The sequence below is a fragment of the Bradyrhizobium sp. USDA 4502 genome, from assembly GCF_054063355.1.
This window is the reverse complement of sequence record NZ_JBSSGF010000001.1, coordinates 1108424-1128375: the sequence shown is the minus strand read 5'-3', so window position 1 is coordinate 1128375 and position 19952 is coordinate 1108424. Positions and strand designations below refer to the sequence as shown.

The window sequence follows — 19952 nt, the reverse complement described above, 5'->3', positions numbered from 1 at the left end:
TGCTCCGCATCGCTCCGGAATGACAACCCACAACTTCAATTGACGATTCTCACCGGCAAGCTTCGTATACCGCGGATGAAATTGGAATAGAGCCTTTGCGGCGGGCCCATCAGCTCAAAACGCAGATCGCGCGCCAGAACCTCCTCCCAGAGGATGCGCAGCTGCTGCTCGGCGAGGCGATCGCCGACGCAGCGGTGGACGCCGGCGCCGAAGGCGAGATGCTGGCGCGGCTTGGCGCGGTCGATGATGAATTCATCGGCACGCTCGATCTTGTCCTCGTCGCGGTTGCCGGAGATGTACCACATCACGACCTTGTCGCCCTTCTTGATCCGGCGGCCGGCAAGCTCGACGTCGTTGCGTGCGGTGCGGCGCATGTGCAGCACCGGCGTGTGGTAGCGGATGGTCTCGGACACCAGGTTCGGGATCAGCTCCGGCCTCGCGCGGACCAGCTCGAACTGCTCCGGGTTCTCGCACAGCGCCATCAGCCCGGCCGACATCGAATTGCGCGTGGTGTCGTTGCCGCCGACGATCAACAGCCCGATCGTGCCGATGAACTCGCGCGGCTCCAGATTCCGCGTCGCGTCCGAATGCGCCAGCATCGAGATCAAATCGAAGGTCGGCGGCGCATCGGCCCGCGCGTCCCACAGCTTGCGGAAATATTCTCCCATCTTGACCAGTTCGGCGGTGCGTTCAGCCTCCGAACGCACCACCGCGTCGGGGGATTCGACGTTGGCGATCGCAACATCCGACCACCAGGTCAGCTTGGCGCGGTCTTCAGGGGGGAAATCGAACAGCGTCGCCAGCATCATGTTGGTGAGGTCGACCGAGACCCGCTCGGCCCAGTCGAAGGTCTCGTTGCGCGGCAGCGCATCGAGTACGGCTGAGGTGCGCTTGCGGATCAGGGCGTCGAAATTGGCGAGGTTCGACGGCGCTACGATCGGCGCCACCGTGCGGCGCTGCGCGGTGTGGCCGGGCGGATCCATGCGGATGAAGCTCGGCCGCTCCTGCCCCTTCGGCTGGTCCGTGACCTGGATACCGCCAAGCTCGGAGGCCGACGAATAGTTCTGGTGATCCAGCTCGACCGCGAAGATGTCGTCGTAGCGCGTCACCGACCAATAGGGGCCGTAGGCCGACGCCTCGCAATAATGCACGGGATCGTCGCGGCGGAGTTGCGCGAACAGCGGCCGCCAGGTGTCATCCTGGTAAAGCCGGGGATTGCTGACGTCTGTCGACGTCGGCCTGCGCAGCGCCTCTCCCATCGCTTCACTCCCGTTAGGTTCCGTCGCCGCTTGGCGGGCGATCGTTGTGTCGGACGACGATAGAGGGAATCGCGCGGCCGAGTAAAGCCGCGAGGCGGACAGTCCGCCGCGCGGAATGCGCGCGGGCCGACGCACCCGGCAAATCCCGATAGCTGCCCCGCTGTTCGATGTTTGTCGGCAGCAGGAAGACCGGCTAGCCTTGCCGGCAATCAATCCATCAGGGAGCAACGACAGGTGGCCGAATTGCGCCAGGACAACATCGCCCAGACGGCTGCGCTGGACTACGACGTCATCATCATCGGCGCCGGCCTGTCCGGCATGTACCAGCTTTACCGGCTGCGCGAGCTTGGTCTTAGCGCGCGCGTGTTCGAGGCCGGCACCGGCGTCGGCGGCACCTGGTACTGGAACCGCTATCCCGGGGCACGTTTCGATTCCGAGAGCTATTCCTACGGCTACTCGTTCTCGAAGGAGCTGCTCGCGGAATGGGAATGGTCGGAGCATTTCGCCGGCCAGCCCGAGACCTTGCGCTACTGCAACCATGTCGCCGACAAGTTCGACTTGCGCCGCGACATCCAGTTCGAGAGCCGCGTCACGTCCGCGATCTACCAGGACGACACGCGAAACTGGCGGGTCACGCTCGAAAGCGGCGCGCAGCACTCCTGCCGCTTCCTGATCACCGCGATCGGCCCGTTGTCGACGCCGACCCTGCCGCGCATCGAGGGCCGCGACGATTTCAGGGGCCAATCCTTCCACACCGCGCGCTGGCCGAAGGAGAAGGTGGATTTCACCGGCAAGCGCGTCGCCGTGATCGGCACCGGCGCGACCGGCATCCAGACCATCCAGACCATCGCCGGCGAGGTCGGGCATCTCACCGTGTTCCAGCGCACCGCCAACTGGGCGGCGCCGCTGCACAACGGCAAGATCGACGCCGAGACGCAAGCCAGGATCAAGGCCGGCTATCCCGAGATCTTCGCGCGCTGCAAGGAGACCTTCGCCTGCTTCGTGCATACGCCCGATCCGCGCGGCGCATTCGAGGTGAGCGCGGAGGAGCGCGAAGCGTTCTACGAGAAGCTCTATGGCGAGCGCGGCTTCGGCATCTGGCAGGGCAATTTCAAGGATATCCTGATCGACCGCAAGGCGAATGCGACGATCAGCGATTTCGTCGCGCGCAAGATCCGCGAGCGCGTGAAGAACCAGGCGGTCGCCGAGATGCTGATCCCGAAGAACCACGGCTTCGGCACGCGGCGGCTGCCGCTCGAGACCTTCTATTACGAGGTCTACAACCGCGACAATGTCGAGCTGGTCGATATCAAGGAGACGCCGATCGAGCGGATCACGCCCGAGGGCATCCGGACGACCGACAAGGACTACGCCTTCGACATCATCATCTACGCCACCGGCTTCGATGCCATCACCGGCAGCTTCGACAAGATCGATTTCCGCGGCGCGCACGGTGCGCGGCTGAAGGAGAAATGGACGCACGGCCCGGAAACCTATCTCGGGCTGATGGTCGACGGCTTCCCCAACATGATGATGCTGATGGGGCCGCACACCGCGCTTGGCAACATCCCGCGCAGCATCGAATACAGCGTGGATTGGGTCACCGGGCTGATCCGCTTTGCGCAGGAGAGAGACCTGACCTTCCTCGACGCCACGCCTGAAGGCACCGCCGACTGGACCGAGCATGTCAAAACGCTCGGCGTCGGCCTGCTCTCCAACGAGGTCGATTCCTGGATGACCGGCATCAACCGCAACGTTGAGGGCAAGCAGACCCGCATCGTCGCCCGCTACAGCGGCAGCGCGCCGGCATATCGCGCGCGATGCGACGAGGTGGCGGCGAAGGGGTATACGGAGTTGCGGTTGGGCTAACATGCGTATTGAGACGATGCGCGAGCCACACCCACCGCCGTCGTCCCGGCGAAAGCCGGGACCCATAACCACAGGGTTGGGTTGTTGAAGGAGGCTGTGGCCCCGGCACCGTGCAACAATGACCATCGGTGGTTATGGGTCCCGGCTTTCGCCGGGACGAGACAGAGTGTGTTGCGCCGTCACCTCACCACGCATCGATACACGGCCGCTTGCGGTGGGTCCGTGGCTCGACCTTCGGCACCGAGCGCAGGCCGGCCATGATCCAGTGCCTTGTGTCGGCGGGATCGATCACCTCGTCGATCTCGAGCACCGAGGCGATCGAGACCGCCTTGCCGTTGGCGTAGAGCTCGGCGACCTTGGTCTGGAAATACTTCTCGCGCTCGACCGGGTCCTCGATCGCCTCCATCTCCTTGCGGAAGCCGAGCCGGACATAGCCTTCGAGACCCATGCCGCCGAACTCGCCGGTCGGCCACGCCACCGTGAAGAACGAGGCGTGGAAGCCGCCGCCGATCATCGATTGCGCCCCTAAGCCATAGCCCTTGCGCAGCACGATGCCGAACAGCGGCACCGTAATGCTCGCGCCGGTGACGAACATCCGCGCGACATGACGCACGATCGCGGTCTTCTCGGCCTCGGGGCCGACCATGAAGCCCGGCGTGTCGCAGAGCGAGACGATCGGGATGTCGAAGGCGTCGCACAGCTGCATGAAGCGCGCGGCCTTGTCGCCGGCAGGCGCATCGATCGCGCCGCCGAGATGCTTCGGATTGTTGGCGATCAGGCCGAACGGCTTGCCCTCGATGCGGATGAAGGCCGTGATCATGCCGACGCCGAAATCCCTGCGGATCTCCAGCACCGAGCCCTCGTCGGCGATCAGGTCGATCACGTTGCGGACATCGTAGACCCGCAGGCGATTTTCCGGGATCGCGCGGCGCAGCAGCCGCTGGTCCGGCGCCTTCCAGTCCTGCACCGCGCCCTGGAAGTAGGACAGATATTTCTGCGCCACCCTGGTCGCCTCGGCCTCGTCCTCGACCAGGATGTCGATCACGCCGTTGGGCGACTGGAACGAGACCGGGCCGACCTCGGCCGGATGGTAGACGCCGAGCCCGCCGCCCTCGATCATCGCCGGACCGCCCATGCCGATCGAGGCATTTTTGGTGGCGATGATGACATCGCAGACGCCGAGCATCGCGGCGTTGCCGGCGAAGCAATAGCCGGAGACCACGCCGACCACGGGCACCAGCCCGGAGAGTTTTGCGAACTGCACGAAGGACGGGCCGTCGAGGCCGGTCATGCCGAGCCGGTCGGTATCGCCGGGACGGCCGCCGCCGCCCTCGGCGTAGAACACCAGCGGCATCCGCCACTGCTCGGCGAGGCCGAGCATGCGGTCGATCTTCTTGTGGTTCATGTGCCCTTGCGTGCCGGCGAGCACGGTGTAGTCGTAGGAGATCACCATGCAGCGCGCGCCGTCGGCGCCGAAATCCTTGGCGTTGACGGTGGCGACGCCTGATATCAGGCCGTCGGCCGGCGTGTTCTTGATGAGGTCCTCGACCTTGCGCCGGCGGCGCTGCGCCGCGATCGCCAGCGAGCCGTATTCGACGAACGAGCCCTCATCGACCAGCTGCGCGATGTTCTCGCGCGCGGTGCGCTGGTTGGTCTTGCGGCGGCGCTCGACCGAGGCCGGGCGGTTCTCGTCCAGCGTGATCGCCTTGCGCGCGATCAGTTCGGCGAGATCAGGCCGGATGTGATCGAGATCGATCGCGGCCTCCTCCGCAGCGTGATGGCCGTCGACCTCGGCAGGCTCAAAGAACAGGATCGGCTCGCCATGCATCAACGTGACGCCGATGCCGCCCGCGATCCTGGTCACCCGGCCGCCATGCGGTGCCGTGACGAGATGCTCCATCTTCATCGATTCCAGCACTGCGATCTGCTGGCCGGGACGGACCAGATCGCCCTCCGCGACCTCGATCGCCACGATGGTGCCCTGCAGCGGCGCGGGCACCGGGAGCGATCCCTCGGGAGGCGCCTCAGTCGCGACGGTCTTTGTCGCAGCCACCTCGCTCACTTCGATCAAGGGTGCGGCCAGATCCTGCGCCGCGCCGACCAGCGCCGCCACATGGGTATCGATGAAGTTGGTGCTGATCTTGTTCCGCCCAAAACTCTGATGCGCCAGGATCGCGCCGAGGAACGGGATGTTGGTGGCGACGCCGCCGATCCGGAATTCACGCAAGGCGCGCGATGCCTTGTGCACCACGTCGGTCCATTTTGGGCTCGGCGAATGCACGATGACTTTTGCGAGCAGCGAGTCGAACGCGGCAGAGGTCCGGTAGCCGGAATAGCCGAACGTATCGACGCGAACGCCGGGGCCGGACGGCAGGTCGAACACACTGAGCGTGCCGCCGGTTGGCTTTGTGATGCCCTTCTCGTCCATCACCTCCATGTTGACGCGAAGCTGCATCGCATAGCCGCGCGGCAGCGGCACGGTGGCCTGCGCCAGCCCAAGCGAAGCGAGCGTGGCGCCGGCGGCGACCGCGAGCTGAGAACGCACGAGGTCGACGCCGAGCACCTCCTCGGTGACGGTGTGCTCGACCTGGAGCCGCGGATTGGCCTCGATGAATGCGAAGGCACCCTCACCTTCGCCGGCTTCGTCATCGACCAGGAATTCGAAGGTGCCGAGATTGTCGTAGCGCGCGGCGGTCGCGAGCTGCTTTGCCGCCTCGATGATGCGCGCGCGCATGCCATCACTCAGCGACGGGCTCGGCGCCACCTCGATGAGCTTCTGGTTGCGGCGCTGGATGGTGCATTCGCGCTCCCAGAGATGGCTGATGGCGCCGTAACGGTCGCCGATGATCTGCACCTCGATATGGCGGGCCTTGCGGATCAGCCGTTCGACATAAACGGCATCGCTGCCGAACGCCGCTTTGGCCTCCGACTGGCAGCGCGCATAGGCCTCGTCGAGCTTGGCGGCATCCTCGACCACGCGCATGCCGCGCCCGCCGCCGCCGGCGATCGCCTTGATCATCACGGCGGCGCCGGCGCCGAGCGAGCCGAAGAAGGCCTTTGCCTCGTCCAGACTGGTCGCGCCCGAAGTGCCAGCAATGATCGGGACGCCGCATTTCTTCGCCAGCGCCTTTGCCTTGGCCTTGTCGCCGAACAGATCGAGCGCCTCCGGCGACGGGCCGACGAAGGTGATCTTCTCCTCGGCACAGCGCCGCGCCAATTGCGTGTTCTCGCTGAGGAAGCCGTAGCCCGGATGCAGCGCGTCACAGCCTGCGGCCTTGGCCGCCGCAACCACCGCCTCAATGTCGAGATAGGCCCGCGCGCCGCGGCCTGGAATCTCGTGGCTCGCGTCGGCGGATCGGACATGCAGCGAGGCGGCATCGTCGGCGGGATAGATCGCGACGGTCGCGATGCCGCTGTCGGCAGCGGCGCGGGCAATCCGGATCGCGATCTCACCGCGGTTCGCAATCAGCAATTTTTTGAAGGACATGACATCTTCACCAAAAATCAGCGATCCTTCATGGTCGGATCGAGCACGACACGCAAGGACTCCCCGAGCGCGTTGAACGCCAGGGAGACGACGAGAATGGCAAGGCCCGGCGCATACATCTGCTCCGGGGCGATTTCCATGTATTGATAGGCGCGCGCCAGCATCGCGCCCCAGCTCGGGTCCGGCGGCTGGATGCCGAGGCCGAGGAACGACAGGCTGGCTTCGGCCAAGAGGGCAGCGGCGAGCAAGAGCGTCACTTGCACGATGACAGGCTGCAGCGTGTTCGGCAGCACGTGCCGCCACAGCACATGCCATGTCGGCGCGCCGAAGCCTCTGGAGGCATCGACATAGAGCTCCTGCCGCACGATCAGCGTGCGGGCGCGGACGATGCGCGCCAGCGCCGGAAACATCGTGATGCCGACCGCGATCATGCCGTTGGTCAGCCCGATGCCGAGCGCGCCGGTGACCGCGATCGCCAGCACGATGGCGGGGAACGACAGGAAGGTGTCGATGATGCGGCTGATGATGTCGTCGATCCAGCCGCCGAAATAGCCGGCGATCAGCCCGACCGGCAGCCCGATCAGGACCGCGACGCCGACCGCAAGCAGGCTTGCGTAGACGGTGGCCGGCGCGCCGTAGATCAAACGGGAGAAGATGTCGCGGCCGAGATCGTCGGTGCCGAGCAGATGGGCCGGCCCCGGCGGCGCCAGCATGTTGTTGACGTCCTGCGCGGTCGGCGCATAGGGCGCGATCCAGGGCGCACCGATTGCGACGACGACGAGCACCACGAGCACCAGGATCGACAGCGCGGCGCGGAGGTCGCCGGCGAGCCAGCGCGCAAAGCGCCGTAGCCGCGTCCGCCGCGCCGGTGCCTTCAGGGGAGCGAGCGCCACCTCGGTCATTGCTCGATCCTCGGATCGACCGCGGCGCAGAGCAAATCGGTGATCAGGTTCACCGCGATCACAACCACCACCATGGTGAAGACGACGCCTTGCACGATCGGGAAATCGCGCTGGATCGCGCCGCGCACGATCAGGCTGCCGAGTCCGGGAATGGCGAACACCGCCTCGATCACCACGGTTGCCGCCAGCATGCGGTTGACCAAAAGGCTGATGATGGTGAGCAGATTGACGCCGACATTCTTCAGGCCGTGCTGCCAGAGGATGCGCGACATCGACAGCCCCTTGGCATGCAGGGTGCGGACATATTGCGACGACAGCACCTCCAGCAGCGCGCCGCGCAGCTGGCGCGCGACCTCGGCCATGCCGTAGGCCGCGATCGCGATGCCGGGCAGCAGCGCATGCCTGATCGCATCGACCGGCGAGGCGCTGAAGGATTTTGCGCCGGTCGCCGGCAGCCAGTTCAGCTTCAGCGAGAATTCCGCCACCAGGATCATCGCGAGCCAGAAGCCGGGCACCGCGACGCCGAGCGACGCCAGCATGCTGATCAGCTTGTCGATCCAGCCGTTCGGCTTGATCGCGGCCATCACGCCCATCGGGATGCCCGTGACCAGCGCCAGCGCCAGCGCGATCACGACGATCAGCAGCGTGTTCGGAAACGCGCGCCCGATCGAGTCCGCGACCTTCTCGCCGGTCAATAGCGATTGCGAGAGATCGCCTTGCGCGACATTGCCGAGCCAGGCGCCATATTGCACCAGGAACGGGCGGTCGAGGCCGTAGATCTTCCTGATCTCGGTGATCCGTGCGTCGGTCGCGTTGTCGCCCGCCAGCGTCACGGCGATGTCGCCGGGCACCAGCTTGAGTAGCGCGAACACCATGAAGGTCGCGAGCAGGATCACCGGCAGCGCCTGCACGAGGCGGCTGCCGACGACCTTGACCGGTGACCGCCGCGCCATCGCCTAACTCCCGAGCCAGACGTCGTCGTATTTCGGCTTGCCAAGCAGGTTCGGCCGATAGCCCTGCACCTTCTTGTTCATGGCGACCAGCTCGAACTGGAACGCCAGCGGCGCGACAAAGGCGTTCTCCATCACCAGCCGCTGCACGGTGGAGAACGCCTTGCGCCTGGTGTCGATATCCTCCGAGGCGCGCGATTCCCTGATCGCGGCCTCGAGCTCGGCCGGCACCGGCGCGCGGCCGCCATTGTAATAGGCGTCCTTGGTGAACATCAGCGAATAGGTCAGGCTCGGGTCGGGCCGGCCGGTCCAGGCCGAGAGCAGCCCTGCCCCCTTCTTCTCCGGACCGAAGAAGGCGGCAGAGGCTTCCGCGACCGGCGCGTTGACGAAGCGCGCGTTGATGCCGGCCTTGCGCAGCTGCTCGATCAGGATCTCCTGGCGCTGCACCGAATCCTGGTCCGGATAGCCGCCGAACTCGATTGGAATGCCCTCCTTGAAGCCGGCCTCGGCGAGCAGCTTGCGCGCCTTGTCGGGATCGTACGGATAGAGCTTTGCGACCTCGGCATCATAGGCCCAATGCGCCTTCGGCAGGTTCATGTAGGCCGGCTCGGCGAGGCCGGCGAGCGCAGCCTTGACGAAGGATTCGCGGTCGATCGCGAAGTTCAGCGCCTGGCGGACCTTGACATTGTCGAACGGCGGCTTGGCCCAGTTCAGGAAAATCTGAAACACGTAAAGCGTCGGGCCATGCACCACCTTAACGCTGGAGGCACGCTCGATGATCACCTTCTGCCGCGGCGGCAGCTGGTAGATCAGGTCGTTCTGCCCGGCGGTAACCGAGCGGGCGCCGGTGGTGAGCTCGGGAATGATCGAGATCTCGATGGCGTCGGGAAGCGGCCGCTCCGGCTTCCAGTATTTCTCGTTGCGCTTGACCACGATCTTCTCGCCGTCGGCCCAGCTGACGAACGAATAGGCGCCGGCGCCGACCGGCTTGCGCGTCACGACGCCGCCCTCGGCCGCCTTCAGCGCCGTCGGCGACACCATCATGCCCGCGCGGTCGGAGAGAATCCCGGGCAGCGCGGTATCGGGTGTCTTCAGCTTCAACGTCACCTGCTGCGGGCCAGTGACCTCGACCGCGGCGACGGAGAGCAGGTCGGCCTTGATGTTCGACTTCGCATCGCTGCGGTTGCGCTCGAGATTGAACTTGACGGCTTCCGCATCGAGCGGCGTGCCGTCATGGAAGGTGACGCCGGCGCGGATGTTGAGCACCAGCGTGGTGGGGTCGGTGAACTTCCAGCTTTCGGCAAGGCCGGGCTTCGGCTTCAGCGTGTCGAACTCCCATTCGGTCAGCGTGTCGTACATCGTGAACAGGAAGGCGTGGTCGGAGCCGGCGCCGCCGGTCGCCGGATCGAGGCTCGACGGATTGGCCGGCGCCGAGATGCGCAAGGTGCCGCCCTTCTTCGGCGCGCCTTCCGCAAACGCACGGCCGCTGAGCGTGGTGCTGGCCAATGCGCCCGAGATCAGCGCCATGGCCTCGCGTCGTGTCGTCATTGTCATGGCGTCGTCTCCGGTTGTGAGTTCGGCGAAAAATTCAGGCGGTCGGCGAAATGGCAGGCCACCCAGTGATCGGGCTTCAGCTCGCGCCACTCCGGCACGCGGTCGGTGCAGAGCGGCTGCGCGTGCGGGCAGCGGGTACGGAAGCGGCAGCCCGAGGGCGGATCGATCGGGCTCGGCACCTCGCCCTGCAGGACGATGCGGCTCTCCTGCCGCATCGTGGATGGCAGCGGCCGCGGCTCGGCCGACAGCAGCGCGATCGTGTAGGGATGCAACGGCCGCTCGGCGACCTCTTCGGTCGGCCCGAGCTCGACGAACTGGCCGAGATACATCACCGCGACGCGCTCGCTGATATGCGAGACCACGGCGAGATCATGGGTGATGAAGACATAGGTCAGCCCGAGGTCGCGCTGCAGATCGGCAAACAGATTGAGCACGTCGCCGCGGATCGACATGTCGAGCGCGGCCACCACCTCGTCGCAGACGATCAGTTTCGGTTTGAGCGTCAGGGCGCGGGCGATCACGACGCGCTGCTTCTGGCCGCCGGACAGCTGGTGTGGGTAGCGCGCGCCGAACTCCTGCGGCAGGCCGACGCGCTCCAGCGCCTCCCGCGCCTGCCGCTCGCGCTCGGCACGGCTGCCGACACCTGCGAGCTCCAGCGGCTCCAGCACCGAGGCCAGAATGGTCATGCGCGGATTCAGCGCGGCGTTCGGGTCCTGGAAGATGATCTGGTAGTCGCGGCGATGACTTTGGAATTCCCGGCGCGGCAGCGCCAGCGGATCGATGCCGTCATGCAGGATGGCGCCGGCGCTGGGATTGAGCAGGAACACCAGTGCGCGGCCGATCGTGGTCTTGCCCGAACCGGACTCCCCGATGATGCCGAAGGTCTCGCCGCGGCGGACGTCGAAATTGACGCCGTCGACCGCCTTCACGGTCGCGCGGCGGTCCGAGGTCTGGAAGCCGACCTGAAGGTCGCGCACCGAGACGATGGCGTCGCGGCGGGGCTCGGCACCGGCTGTGGTCATTGCGTCGCGACCTTCGCAGCCGCCGGTGCGCCGGGCGGATGCAGCGCGCCCGGCAGATTGAGCTCGGCAAAGCGCCAGCAGCGCACTCTTCTGCTGCCGCCGGCGTCCCGCAGCTTCTGCTCGGCCTCGCAACCCTTGGCCGCATGTAAGCAGCGGGCGCGGAAACGGCAGCCGTTCGGCATCTCCGCTATCGACGGCACCCGGCCCGGGATCGACGGCAGCCGGCCGTGGCGCGGGCTCAAATGCGGCAGCGAGCGTAACAGTCCCGACGTGTAGGGATGCAGCGGCCGCACTAGCGCCTCGTCGACGGTGGCGTCCTCGATCACCTCGCCGGCGTACATCGTGATCATCCGCGTGCAGGTCTCGGCGACGACGCCGAGATCGTGGGTGATCAGCATCAGCGCGGTCTTCGAGGTCTCGCTGATGTCGCGCAGCAGCTCGAGGATCTGCGCCTGCACGGTGACGTCGAGCGCGGTGGTCGGCTCGTCCGCGATCAGAAGCTGCGGCCCGCAGATCAAACTCGCCGCGATCATCACGCGCTGGCGCATGCCGCCGGACAGCTGGTGCGGATAGTCGTCGATCCGCCGCTCGGGCGAGGCGATGCCGACGCGGCGGAGCATCTCCAGCGTTTTGGCGCGCGCCTCCTCATGGGAAACGTCGGTATGGACGCGCAGCGTCTCGGCGATCTGGTGGCCGACGGTGAAGACCGGGTCCAGCGCGCTCATCGGCTCCTGGAAGATCATCGCGATGCGCTTGCCCCGGATCGCGCGCATCTGCCGCGCGCTGCAGGAAGCGAGATCGACGCCGTCGAACAGGATCTTGCCGTCGAGGCCGGCAAAATTGCCCGGCAACAGCCGCAGGATCGACAGGCCGGTGATGGTCTTGCCGCAGCCGCTCTCGCCGACGATGCCGACGCGCTCGCCGGGCGCGATGTCGAAGTCGACGCGGCGCGTCGCCTGCCAGACGCCCTGCCCGGTCTTGAAGCGGATGCCGAGCCCGCGCACGGACAATAGCGGCGGCGCGCCGTCGCGCGCACCCTCCGCCCTGCGCTGTGCCGGCTGGCCTGCCTCCATCAGCCCGCCGCCCGCTTCTTTTCTTTCACCAGCTGCTCCTCCATCAGCATCTCGGTGCCGATGATGCCATCGCGGGCGAGTTCATCGAGCTCGGCGTCGGAAAGCCCGAGCATGCCGCCGAGGATCTCGCGGTTGTGCTCGCCGAGCGTCGGCGGCACCGAGCGGATCGCGAACGGCGCATCGCTCTCGCGAAACGGCATCGATGGCTGCGGATGTCGTCCGATGAACGCGCGGTCGACATGCTGGATGAAGCCGCGCGCGTGGAGCTGCGGATCCTCCAGGAGATCGATCGGCAGCCGCGCCACGCCGGAGGCAACGCCGGCAGATTGCAGCGCGGTCATCGCCGCATCGGCATCGCGCGCCGCGGTCCAAGCCGTGATCGCAGCCTCGATCTCGGCCTCGATGGCGCGGCGGCCCGCGGCCGTCTTGAGTGCCGCGTCCGCTGCCCAATCCTCGCGGCCGAGCAGCCGGGCGAGCTTTGGCCACATCGCGGCGTCGGACGCCGCGACGACGATCCAGTTGTCTTCTCCGGCGCAGCGAAAGCAGCCATGCGGCACGAAATCCGGATGGCGGTTGCCGTATTTGGTCGGCGGCTCGCCACTGGTCGAATGCGCGACGATCCAGGGCGCGGCGAACGGCATCATGCATTCGATCTGGGCGAGATCGATGAATTGCCCCTGCCCCGTCAGTTTGGCGTGGATCAGCGCGGTCAGCACCGCGGCGGCGCCGTTGAGGCCCCCGACGGCGTCGCCGAACGCGGTATGGCTCATGACCGGCGGACCAGCGGGATCGCCGACCACGCTGGGCAGGCCGGAGCCCTGCTCCAGCGTCGAGCCGTAAGCGCGGCAATCGCGATGCACGCTGCCGGCGCCGAACGCCGACATCGACATCATCACCAGCTTGGGATTGATCTTGCTCAACACGTCATAGCCGAGGCCGAGCTTGGGCAGCACCTCGACCGAATAATTGTCGACCACGAGGTCGGCATCGGCGAGCAGGCGCTTCGCCAATTCAAGCCCCTTCGACCGGGTCAGATCGAGCGTGATGCCGCGCTTGTTGCGGTTCATGATGCAGTAGCGCACCGACTTCTCGTACATCTGCTCCAGCACATAGGCCGGACGGCGGTCGACGCCGCGCCACCAGTCCGGATACTGGGTCGCCTCGATCTTGATGACGTCGGCGCCGAGATCGGCGAGCGTGCGGGTGCAGATCGGCCCGGCCCAGCCCATCGAAAAGTCGACGACGCGGATGCCCTCGAGCGGCAAGCGATCGGTTGCAGCGGGCTTGGGCGCTGGCACGCGCGGCGCAGCCTCGCGCCTCGCCTGCTGCTCGCCGAGATCAGGCACCCGGCCGCCGCGCAGCGGCGGCGTTGCGGTCAGCCGCTGCATCGTGCCGGCGGAAAAGCCGGTCTCGTCGCCGATGGTGATCGGGACGATGGCACCACGCGCACGCTTCTTCTCATCGGCGATGAGATCCGAGACCTCCGGCACCGGCACGATTGGAATCTTGCGCTTGAGCCCTTCGGCGAACCATTCCTGCGCGGTACGCTGCTTCAGCTTCGGCAGGATCTTGGCTTCGATCTCGGCGACATGGCGCAGCCGGTCGACCCCCATGACCAGTGTCGGATCGTCGCGCAGCTCGTTGAGCCCGAGCATCTCGCAGAACGCGCGCCACTGCGCCGGGGTCACCGTGGTGACGCCGAGCCAGCCCTGCTTGGTCTCGTAGATGCCGACCGGAAAGGTCGGCCAGAACCGGTTGACGCCGATCCGCCGCATGATGTCGCCGCGCTGGAATGCCTCGAACATGATGTATTCGGTGACGGCGATAGAGGCCTCGAACAGGCTGAGATGGTTTGCGCGCCCGCGCCCGTTCTGCATGCGCCCGAGCACCGACGATGCGGCGGCGATGAAACCCCACAGCCCGCCCAGAATCCCGATCTGGAAATCCGGCGCATGCATCGGCGGCCCCTGCTCCGGACCGACCAGCTTCACCAGCCCGGTCAGCGCGCGGATCGTGGAGTCGGTCGCCGCGAAATTGGCGTAGGGACCGCGATCGCCAAACCAGGCGAGGTCGAGATGGATCAGGCCCGGATTACTCTGCTTGATCGCGTCGAGATCGATCTCGGGACAATCCGCCGCAGCGATGCCGCGCCCGTCGAGCAAGATGTCGCAGCCGGCAATCAGCTCCCGCAAGCGGGATGCCGCGCCCGCATCGCGCGTGTCGAGGACGACACTCGACTTGTTGAAGTTGAGGAACGCAAACCACGCGCTCCGGCCTTTGGGCGTCAGCGGCGCGGTGCGGCGAAGCGGATCGCCCTGCGGCGGCTCGACCTTCTGCACATCGGCGCCGAAATCGGCAAACAGCCGCGCGCAATAGCTCGTCGCCGCAGCACTTCCGATCTCGACAATCCGCAGATGCGACAACGCGCCCATCAGGCTTCCTCGCGACACATGACCAGCCGGTGACAGCGACTGATTCAGTTTTCTTGTTGGGTGAACTTGAAGCCGCGCGACGAGTGTGATGCAAGTGGAATTTTCTTCCGCTTGACGGAATTAGCGAGCGTATGACCGAAGCTGCTGCTCAGCGCGAAGCGAAGATTGTGCAGCTAATTGCAGGTGAGCTGCGCTTCGAACCAGTGTTGCACTGAGTTCGACAATCGCGGCCATGCGCGCAAGACATGCGCGTATGTGGCCGCGCTCGCGCAGGTGATGCCGCGCAGTTCCTGCTCAATGGCGGGAAGATCAACACCGAGGCACCGGCCGGCCCTGGCGACGGTGCGACCATCGACCACAAGCTCTGAGATCAGCGACGCATTGCCGCGCGCGAACAAGAGGTCGAGCGGATCGGCATCGAGAATCTGATCACCCTCGAGGCGATCGAGATCGATGCTGACGAAATCGGCCGGCGCACCGACCGCGAGCTCGCCGGTGCCCGGCGCGCCGGTGGCGCGGCGGCCGTCGCGGATCGCGAGCGTGAAGAATTCCTGAGCAGTCCATGTACGCTTGAAGCCGAGACCACCGTGCATCATCTGCACCAGCCGCATCTCGCGCAGCAAATCGTCATCCTCATCGAGCGCCAGGCCATCGACGCCGACGGCAATTCCGCAACCGCAGGCGTGCGCCGCGGCGATCGGCGCGAGCCCCGAGCGCAGATGCAGGTTGGAGGAAAAATTGGTGACGATGCGTGCGCCCGACGCCGCGATCATCTCGAGCTCGTCGGGCCGAGCGTGGATGCAATGCGCGAGCGTCAGCCGCTCCGAGAGGAAGCCGATATCGCGGAGATAGCGCACGATGCCGCCGAGAAAATGCTGGTCGGCCCAGGCGCGCTGGTAGGTCGTCTCGAGCAGATGCATGTGGATGCGGCGGCCGGTCCGCACCGAGTTCTCCGCGACCGCCTCCAGCAGCGGCTTCGAGCACCACTGCACCCCGGCCGGGCCAAGCTGCACATCGACCTTCGGCCCGCCGATCGCCGCAGCGATCGCGTCGGTCAGCTCGATATAGGCCTGCGGCGACATCGGGGCGCGCACGAACAGCTGTTCGATCGTCTTGCGGTCATCGGCCGGAAGACCTGACAGCACCGCTTCGCTGTCGCCATAGACGACCGGGTTCTGGTCGCGCACCGCGATGGCAAAGGCGATGCGGATGCCGACATCGCCGGCGGCGCGAGCGATCGCCCTGGCTTCATCGACGAGCGGCATGGTGCCACTCGGGCGGGTGTAGTGCACCATCATTGCCGCGCAGCCGGCCTGCGCCGCGCGGGCAAACGCCGAGGCCGCGGTGAGATAGGGATCGACCGGCGTGCCGACCACCGTGCGCAGGATCCAGCTCTCCAGGGGCATGCCGACCGCGCCGAAGCTCGAGGCGCGCGGGCGGGCGTGGTCGTGGGCGTTGACGAAGGCGGGAAGGATGAGGGAACGCGGGCCTGTCGCCGGGCGCGCGGCTTCGGAAATATCGGTGATGACGCCGCCGTCGTGACGGAGCACGACGGCGTTGCGGATGTCGTGGTCAGAACCGCAGAACAGACGGGTTGCCGTGACGTCCATCGGTCCCTCCGCCGTCATTGCGAGGAGCGGAGCGACGAAGCAATCCATCTATTCCCGTGCCGAAGAATGGATTGCTTCGCTTCGCTCGCAATGACGAGTAAACTTAATTCGCCGTATACACCAGCTCCCGCTCCGCGCGCGGCGGCAGGAATTCCCGCGAAAACACTTCGGCCGGGGCCGGCGTGCGGGTGAGCTGGTAGCCTTCGACGATGAAGCCGATGGCGCGCGCCATGCGGTCGTCCTTGACGTCGCCGATGCCGATGTCCTTCATCTCGGGCGAGACGATCAGCTTCTCGAAGGAATATTGCAGCCGGCGCTTCTCGACATCGACATTGATCAGATTGTCATAGTTCAGCGTCGCCTTCATGGCCGCGTTCTGGTCCTTGGCGACCGCGATCGCGCCCTTGTTGATGGCGCGCACCAGACCGGCCACCGCCTTCGGGTTCGAGGCGATCAGCTTGCGCGAGACCATCACGCCGTTGGAATAGAGGTCGAGCCCGTAATCGCCGAACGAGAACCATTTGAAGTCCTTGTCGGGGTCCTGGCGGTTCAGCACCAGGTTGAAATAGCTCGTGATGTTGAACACCAGCGCGGCGTCGATGTCGCCCTTGATCAGCATCGGCTCCTGCAGGTTCGGCGCCATGTTGGAGACCTTGATCTTCTCGCCATCGAGCCCGTTCTTGTGCACGAACACCGGCAACAGCCGCGTGGTCGGCGTCCCCTGCGCGCCGCCGAGCGTGTGGCCCTCGAAATCCTTGATCGTCTTGATGCCGCTCGAGTTCTTGGCGACGATCGCGAATGGCGGCTGGTTCCACATCATGTAGACCATGACCGGCGCATCCTGCGGCTTGGTCGCGGCGTTCTGGATGATCGCGTTGACGTCGCCGAAGCCGGCGTCATAGGCGCCCGACATGATGCGCGTCACGGTCGCGCCGGAGCCCTCGCCCTGGTCGATCACGACGTTGAGGCCTTCCTCCTTGAAGTAGCCGTTGTCCTTGGCGTAGAAGAACGCGGCGTCCGAGCCTTGCGTCTTCCAGCCCAGCGTGAACTTGATGGTGGTTTCCTCGGCGCGCGCGGGGCCGGCGACCAGGGCCAATCCCAACAGCGCGGCGCTTACTTTTCTCAGCATCGAGATCTCCTTAAGCTTCATTGCTTGACGGTTGGCGAAGTGTCTCAAGTGGCGATGACATTGTCCTTGCGCGTCGCCCAGCCGGTGACCTGACCCTCGATCAGCGAGAACAGGACGTAGAGCGCGACACCGAGGCCGGCGAGCACGAACAGCCCGGCGAACACCAGCGGCACGTTGAAATTGGAGGACGCGGTCATCATGACGTTGCCGATGCCGCGGTTCGAGGCGACGGTTTCCGACAGCACCGCGCCGACGAAGGCGTAGGAGACCGCGACCTTCAGCGAGGCGAAGAAGAACGGCATCGTCCTCGGCAGGCCGACATTCCACAGGATGTCGAACTTGCTGGCGCCGAGCGCCTTCAGCACGTCCTCGAGCTCGGGCTCGGTGGTGGCAAGGCCGGTGGCGATGTTGACGACGATCGGGAAGAAGCAGATCGACAGCGAGGTCAACACCGCCGGCACGGTGCCGGAGCCGAACCACAGCACGAAGATCGGCACCACGGCGACCTTCGGGATCGACGAGAAGCCGACCAGTAGCGGATAACAGGTGTCGTAGGCGGTTTTTGACACCCCGATCACGGCACCGAGCGCGACGCCGAGCGCCACGCCGAGCACGAAGCCGATCATGGTGGTGACCAGGGTCTGCACGATGTGCGGCCACAGGATCGGGAATTTCTCGAACAGCGTGACGAAGATCTGCGACGGCCGCGGCAACACGAGGTCCGACATCCCCGTCATCAGGCAGAACAGCTCCCAGGCGACGAAGAACAGCACGATCAGCGCCGCGGACCAGGCCTTCTGCCTGATTTCTGACACGGACATGGTCAGGCTCCCTCTCGCGCCGCGGTGCGCGCATCGACAATGAAGGCGCGGAGCTTCTGGTTGAGCGCGACGAAGTCGGGCTCGAAGGTCATCGCCACGGTACGCGGACGGGCGAAATCGACCCTGGAGTCGTCGAGGATGCGGCCGGGCCGCGCGCTCATCACGCAGATACGGCTGGCGAGGAAGCCGGCCTCGCGCAGATCATGGGTGACCAGCAGCACGGTCGGCCTGTGGGTCATCCAGAGCTGCTGAAGGATTCCCCACAGCTCCTCGCGGGTGAACTGGTCGAGCGCGCCGAACGGCTCGTCGAGCAGCAGCATGCGCGGCTCGTGGATCAGCGCGCGGCACAGATTGGCGCGCTGGAGCATGCCGCCGGAGAGCTGCCACGGATAGCGGCCGCCGAACCCCTTCAGCCCGACCTGCTCGAGCAACGCATTGGCCTTGTCGCGGAACTCGGTCTTGCGCAGCTTGCGGAACTGCGAGCGGAACGGCTCGACGATCTTCAGCGGCAGCATGATGTTCTTTTCGATCGTCATCCACGGCAGCATGGTCGGGTTCTGGAACGCCATGCCGACCCGCACCGCGCGCGCCGCGACCTCGCGGCCGCCGACGATGACGACGCCGGTGGTCGGCCGCGCCAGGCCACTCACCAGCCGCAGGATGGTGGACTTGCCGCAGCCGGACGGGCCGACCAGCGCGACGAACTCGCCGTCGGCGATCCGCAGCGTGGTTGTTGACAGAGCCGGCACGGCGCGGGCGCCGCGGCCGAAGGTCACGGAGGCGTCCGACAGCTCGATCGCGGTCGGCGCGGATCCGGCGGCCATCGGCTCGCCGGCAAATTCGGAGTTTGGTTGCATGCGCATCACGAGCAAAGTGCATGCAAGCCGGATGCCAGCGGCCGTAGCGTTGAAAATCAAGGAGATCGCGCGTTCCGCGCCTCAAAGGCCGGATTCCTTTTGGGCAATCCGCGGCTCAAACTGCATGCAATTCGAGCGCCCGATTGCTTTGGCGGTATGATAAAGAGGCGTTCGAAGCACCTTCGAGAGGGATTCGCGGCAATGGCGGGGCGCGCCGACAGCAGCAAGACGGCTGAATCGTCAGACAAGGTCAGCGTGATCTGCCGCGCGCTGCGGCGCGCGATCATCGAGCAGGCGCTGGAGCCCGGCGCCAAGCTGCCCGAGGATTCCCTCGGCGAGCGCTTCGGCGTCAGCCGCACCATCGCACGGCATGCGCTCGGGCAATTGGCGGCGGAAGGCCTGGTCGAGCTGCGCCGCAACCGCATCGCCGTGGTGGCGACGCCGAGCTGGCAGGAGGCGCGCGATGCCTTCGATATCCGCATCGAGCTCGAGCGGCTGGTGGTGCGGCAACTCGCGGGCAAGCTGACCAAGGCGCAGATCGCCGAACTGAATGCCCATGTCGACGCCGAGGATCGGGCCCGCGACGGCACCGACGCGGTGTCGATCCGGCTCGCCACCGAATTCCACATCCTGCTCGCCCACATGACGAACAGCCCGATCCTGGTGCGCTATGTCAGCGAGGTCGCGTACCGCTGCTGCCTGACGCTGTCGCTGTACAGCCGGCCGCATTCATCGGAATGCGCGATCAACGAGCACCGCGCGATCATCGCCGCGCTGGCGAAAGGCGACGTCGACAAGGTGATGGGGCTGATGCACAGCCATCTGGATTCCGTGGCGACCCGCGCGCTGGTCGCGCCAAGCCCGCAGCGCGGGCGCGATCTGCTGGATATTCTGGCCCCCTATGCCGACGAGGCAAGCGGCGAAAAGGTGGTGAAGCTGACGAAGGCGGCGCGGCGCTGATGCTCTTACCTCGCCCCGCCTGCGGCA

Annotated in this window: 14 protein-coding genes; 2 read left to right on the top strand and 12 right to left on the bottom strand. The window is 66.2% G+C overall.

Annotation, left to right across the window (positions count from 1 at the left end; translation table 11 throughout):
- Positions 1–35 precede the first annotated feature (35 nt).
- Positions 36–1259: a cytochrome P450 gene (locus ACVW1B_RS05060; protein WP_456821278.1), complete on the bottom strand. Its 1224-nt coding sequence runs from the start codon at positions 1257–1259 to the stop codon at positions 36–38.
- A 234-nt stretch (positions 1260–1493) separates the two neighbouring features.
- Here ACVW1B_RS05060 and ACVW1B_RS05055 point away from each other — a divergent pair, with 234 nt between their 5' ends.
- The gene (locus ACVW1B_RS05055) at positions 1494–3128 is read left to right on the top strand and encodes a flavin-containing monooxygenase (RefSeq protein ID WP_456821277.1); all 1635 of its coding nucleotides are present in this window, start codon (positions 1494–1496) and stop codon (positions 3126–3128) included.
- Positions 3129–3312: 184 nt separating this feature from the next.
- Here the strand turns inward: ACVW1B_RS05055 and ACVW1B_RS05050 are convergent, their stop codons facing one another.
- The 11 genes from ACVW1B_RS05050 to ACVW1B_RS05000 all read right to left on the bottom strand — a co-directional run bounded on the left by ACVW1B_RS05050 (position 3313) and on the right by ACVW1B_RS05000 (position 18965).
- Positions 3313–6615, bottom strand: a complete 3303-nt coding sequence (locus tag ACVW1B_RS05050) for a carboxyl transferase domain-containing protein (RefSeq protein WP_456821276.1) — start codon at positions 6613–6615, stop codon at positions 3313–3315.
- A gap of 17 nt (positions 6616–6632) precedes the next feature.
- Entirely contained in the window at positions 6633–7517 is an 885-nt protein-coding gene (locus ACVW1B_RS05045; RefSeq protein ID WP_456821275.1) for an ABC transporter permease, read from the bottom strand.
- Positions 7514–8470, bottom strand: coding sequence for an ABC transporter permease (locus ACVW1B_RS05040; RefSeq protein WP_057015154.1), 957 nt, complete (start codon positions 8468–8470; stop codon positions 7514–7516). The genes ACVW1B_RS05045 and ACVW1B_RS05040 overlap by 4 nt, the downstream gene beginning before the upstream one ends.
- Before the next feature lie 3 nt (positions 8471–8473).
- Entirely contained in the window at positions 8474–10021 is a 1548-nt protein-coding gene (locus tag ACVW1B_RS05035) for an ABC transporter substrate-binding protein (protein WP_456821274.1), read from the bottom strand.
- Positions 10018–11043: an ABC transporter ATP-binding protein gene (locus tag ACVW1B_RS05030; protein ID WP_456821273.1), complete on the bottom strand. Its 1026-nt coding sequence runs from the start codon at positions 11041–11043 to the stop codon at positions 10018–10020. The genes ACVW1B_RS05035 and ACVW1B_RS05030 overlap by 4 nt, the downstream gene beginning before the upstream one ends.
- Entirely contained in the window at positions 11040–12116 is a 1077-nt protein-coding gene (locus ACVW1B_RS05025; RefSeq protein WP_456821272.1) for an ABC transporter ATP-binding protein, read from the bottom strand. Before ACVW1B_RS05025 ends, ACVW1B_RS05030 begins: the two co-directional genes overlap by 4 nt.
- Complete coding sequence (locus tag ACVW1B_RS05020) at positions 12116–14548, bottom strand: CaiB/BaiF CoA transferase family protein (protein ID WP_456821271.1); 2433 nt, start codon at positions 14546–14548, stop codon at positions 12116–12118. Before ACVW1B_RS05020 ends, ACVW1B_RS05025 begins: the two co-directional genes overlap by 1 nt.
- Before the next feature lie 173 nt (positions 14549–14721).
- On the bottom strand, positions 14722–16158 hold the full coding sequence (locus tag ACVW1B_RS05015) for an amidohydrolase family protein (protein WP_456821270.1): 1437 nt from the start codon (positions 16156–16158) through the stop codon (positions 14722–14724).
- A 103-nt stretch (positions 16159–16261) separates the two neighbouring features.
- Positions 16262–17287 (bottom strand): ABC transporter substrate-binding protein, encoded by a 1026-nt coding sequence (locus ACVW1B_RS05010; RefSeq protein ID WP_456821269.1) that lies wholly within the window; start codon positions 17285–17287, stop codon positions 16262–16264.
- A gap of 44 nt (positions 17288–17331) precedes the next feature.
- Entirely contained in the window at positions 17332–18108 is a 777-nt protein-coding gene (locus ACVW1B_RS05005; RefSeq protein ID WP_456821268.1) for an ABC transporter permease, read from the bottom strand.
- Between the two features lie 2 nt (positions 18109–18110).
- Complete coding sequence (locus ACVW1B_RS05000) at positions 18111–18965, bottom strand: ABC transporter ATP-binding protein (RefSeq protein WP_456821267.1); 855 nt, start codon at positions 18963–18965, stop codon at positions 18111–18113.
- 201 nt (positions 18966–19166) lie between these two features.
- Here ACVW1B_RS05000 and ACVW1B_RS04995 point away from each other — a divergent pair, with 201 nt between their 5' ends.
- A complete protein-coding gene (locus tag ACVW1B_RS04995; RefSeq protein WP_253640405.1) occupies positions 19167–19925 on the top strand; it encodes a GntR family transcriptional regulator in 759 nt (252 codons plus the stop codon).
- Positions 19926–19952 lie beyond the last annotated feature (27 nt).

Bases quoted from the DNA above. Each gene is read 5' to 3' on its own strand.
- ACVW1B_RS05050 (WP_456821276.1), bottom strand. From the start codon at position 6,615: ATGTCCTTCAAAAAATTGCTGATTGCGAACCGCGGTGAGATCGCGATC.
- ACVW1B_RS05060 (WP_456821278.1), bottom strand. From the start codon at position 1,259: ATGGGAGAGGCGCTGCGCAGGCCGACGTCGACAGACGTCAGCAATCCC.
- ACVW1B_RS05015 (WP_456821270.1), bottom strand. From the start codon at position 16,158: ATGGACGTCACGGCAACCCGTCTGTTCTGCGGTTCTGACCACGACATC.
- ACVW1B_RS05010 (WP_456821269.1), bottom strand. From the start codon at position 17,287: ATGCTGAGAAAAGTAAGCGCCGCGCTGTTGGGATTGGCCCTGGTCGCC.
- ACVW1B_RS05030 (WP_456821273.1), bottom strand. From the start codon at position 11,043: ATGACCACAGCCGGTGCCGAGCCCCGCCGCGACGCCATCGTCTCGGTG.
- ACVW1B_RS04995 (WP_253640405.1), top strand. From the start codon at position 19,167: ATGGCGGGGCGCGCCGACAGCAGCAAGACGGCTGAATCGTCAGACAAG.
- ACVW1B_RS05040 (WP_057015154.1), bottom strand. From the start codon at position 8,470: ATGGCGCGGCGGTCACCGGTCAAGGTCGTCGGCAGCCGCCTCGTGCAG.
- ACVW1B_RS05020 (WP_456821271.1), bottom strand. From the start codon at position 14,548: ATGGGCGCGTTGTCGCATCTGCGGATTGTCGAGATCGGAAGTGCTGCG.
- ACVW1B_RS05000 (WP_456821267.1), bottom strand. From the start codon at position 18,965: ATGCAACCAAACTCCGAATTTGCCGGCGAGCCGATGGCCGCCGGATCC.
- ACVW1B_RS05045 (WP_456821275.1), bottom strand. From the start codon at position 7,517: ATGACCGAGGTGGCGCTCGCTCCCCTGAAGGCACCGGCGCGGCGGACG.
- ACVW1B_RS05035 (WP_456821274.1), bottom strand. From the start codon at position 10,021: ATGACAATGACGACACGACGCGAGGCCATGGCGCTGATCTCGGGCGCA.
- ACVW1B_RS05005 (WP_456821268.1), bottom strand. From the start codon at position 18,108: ATGTCCGTGTCAGAAATCAGGCAGAAGGCCTGGTCCGCGGCGCTGATC.
- ACVW1B_RS05025 (WP_456821272.1), bottom strand. From the start codon at position 12,116: ATGGAGGCAGGCCAGCCGGCACAGCGCAGGGCGGAGGGTGCGCGCGAC.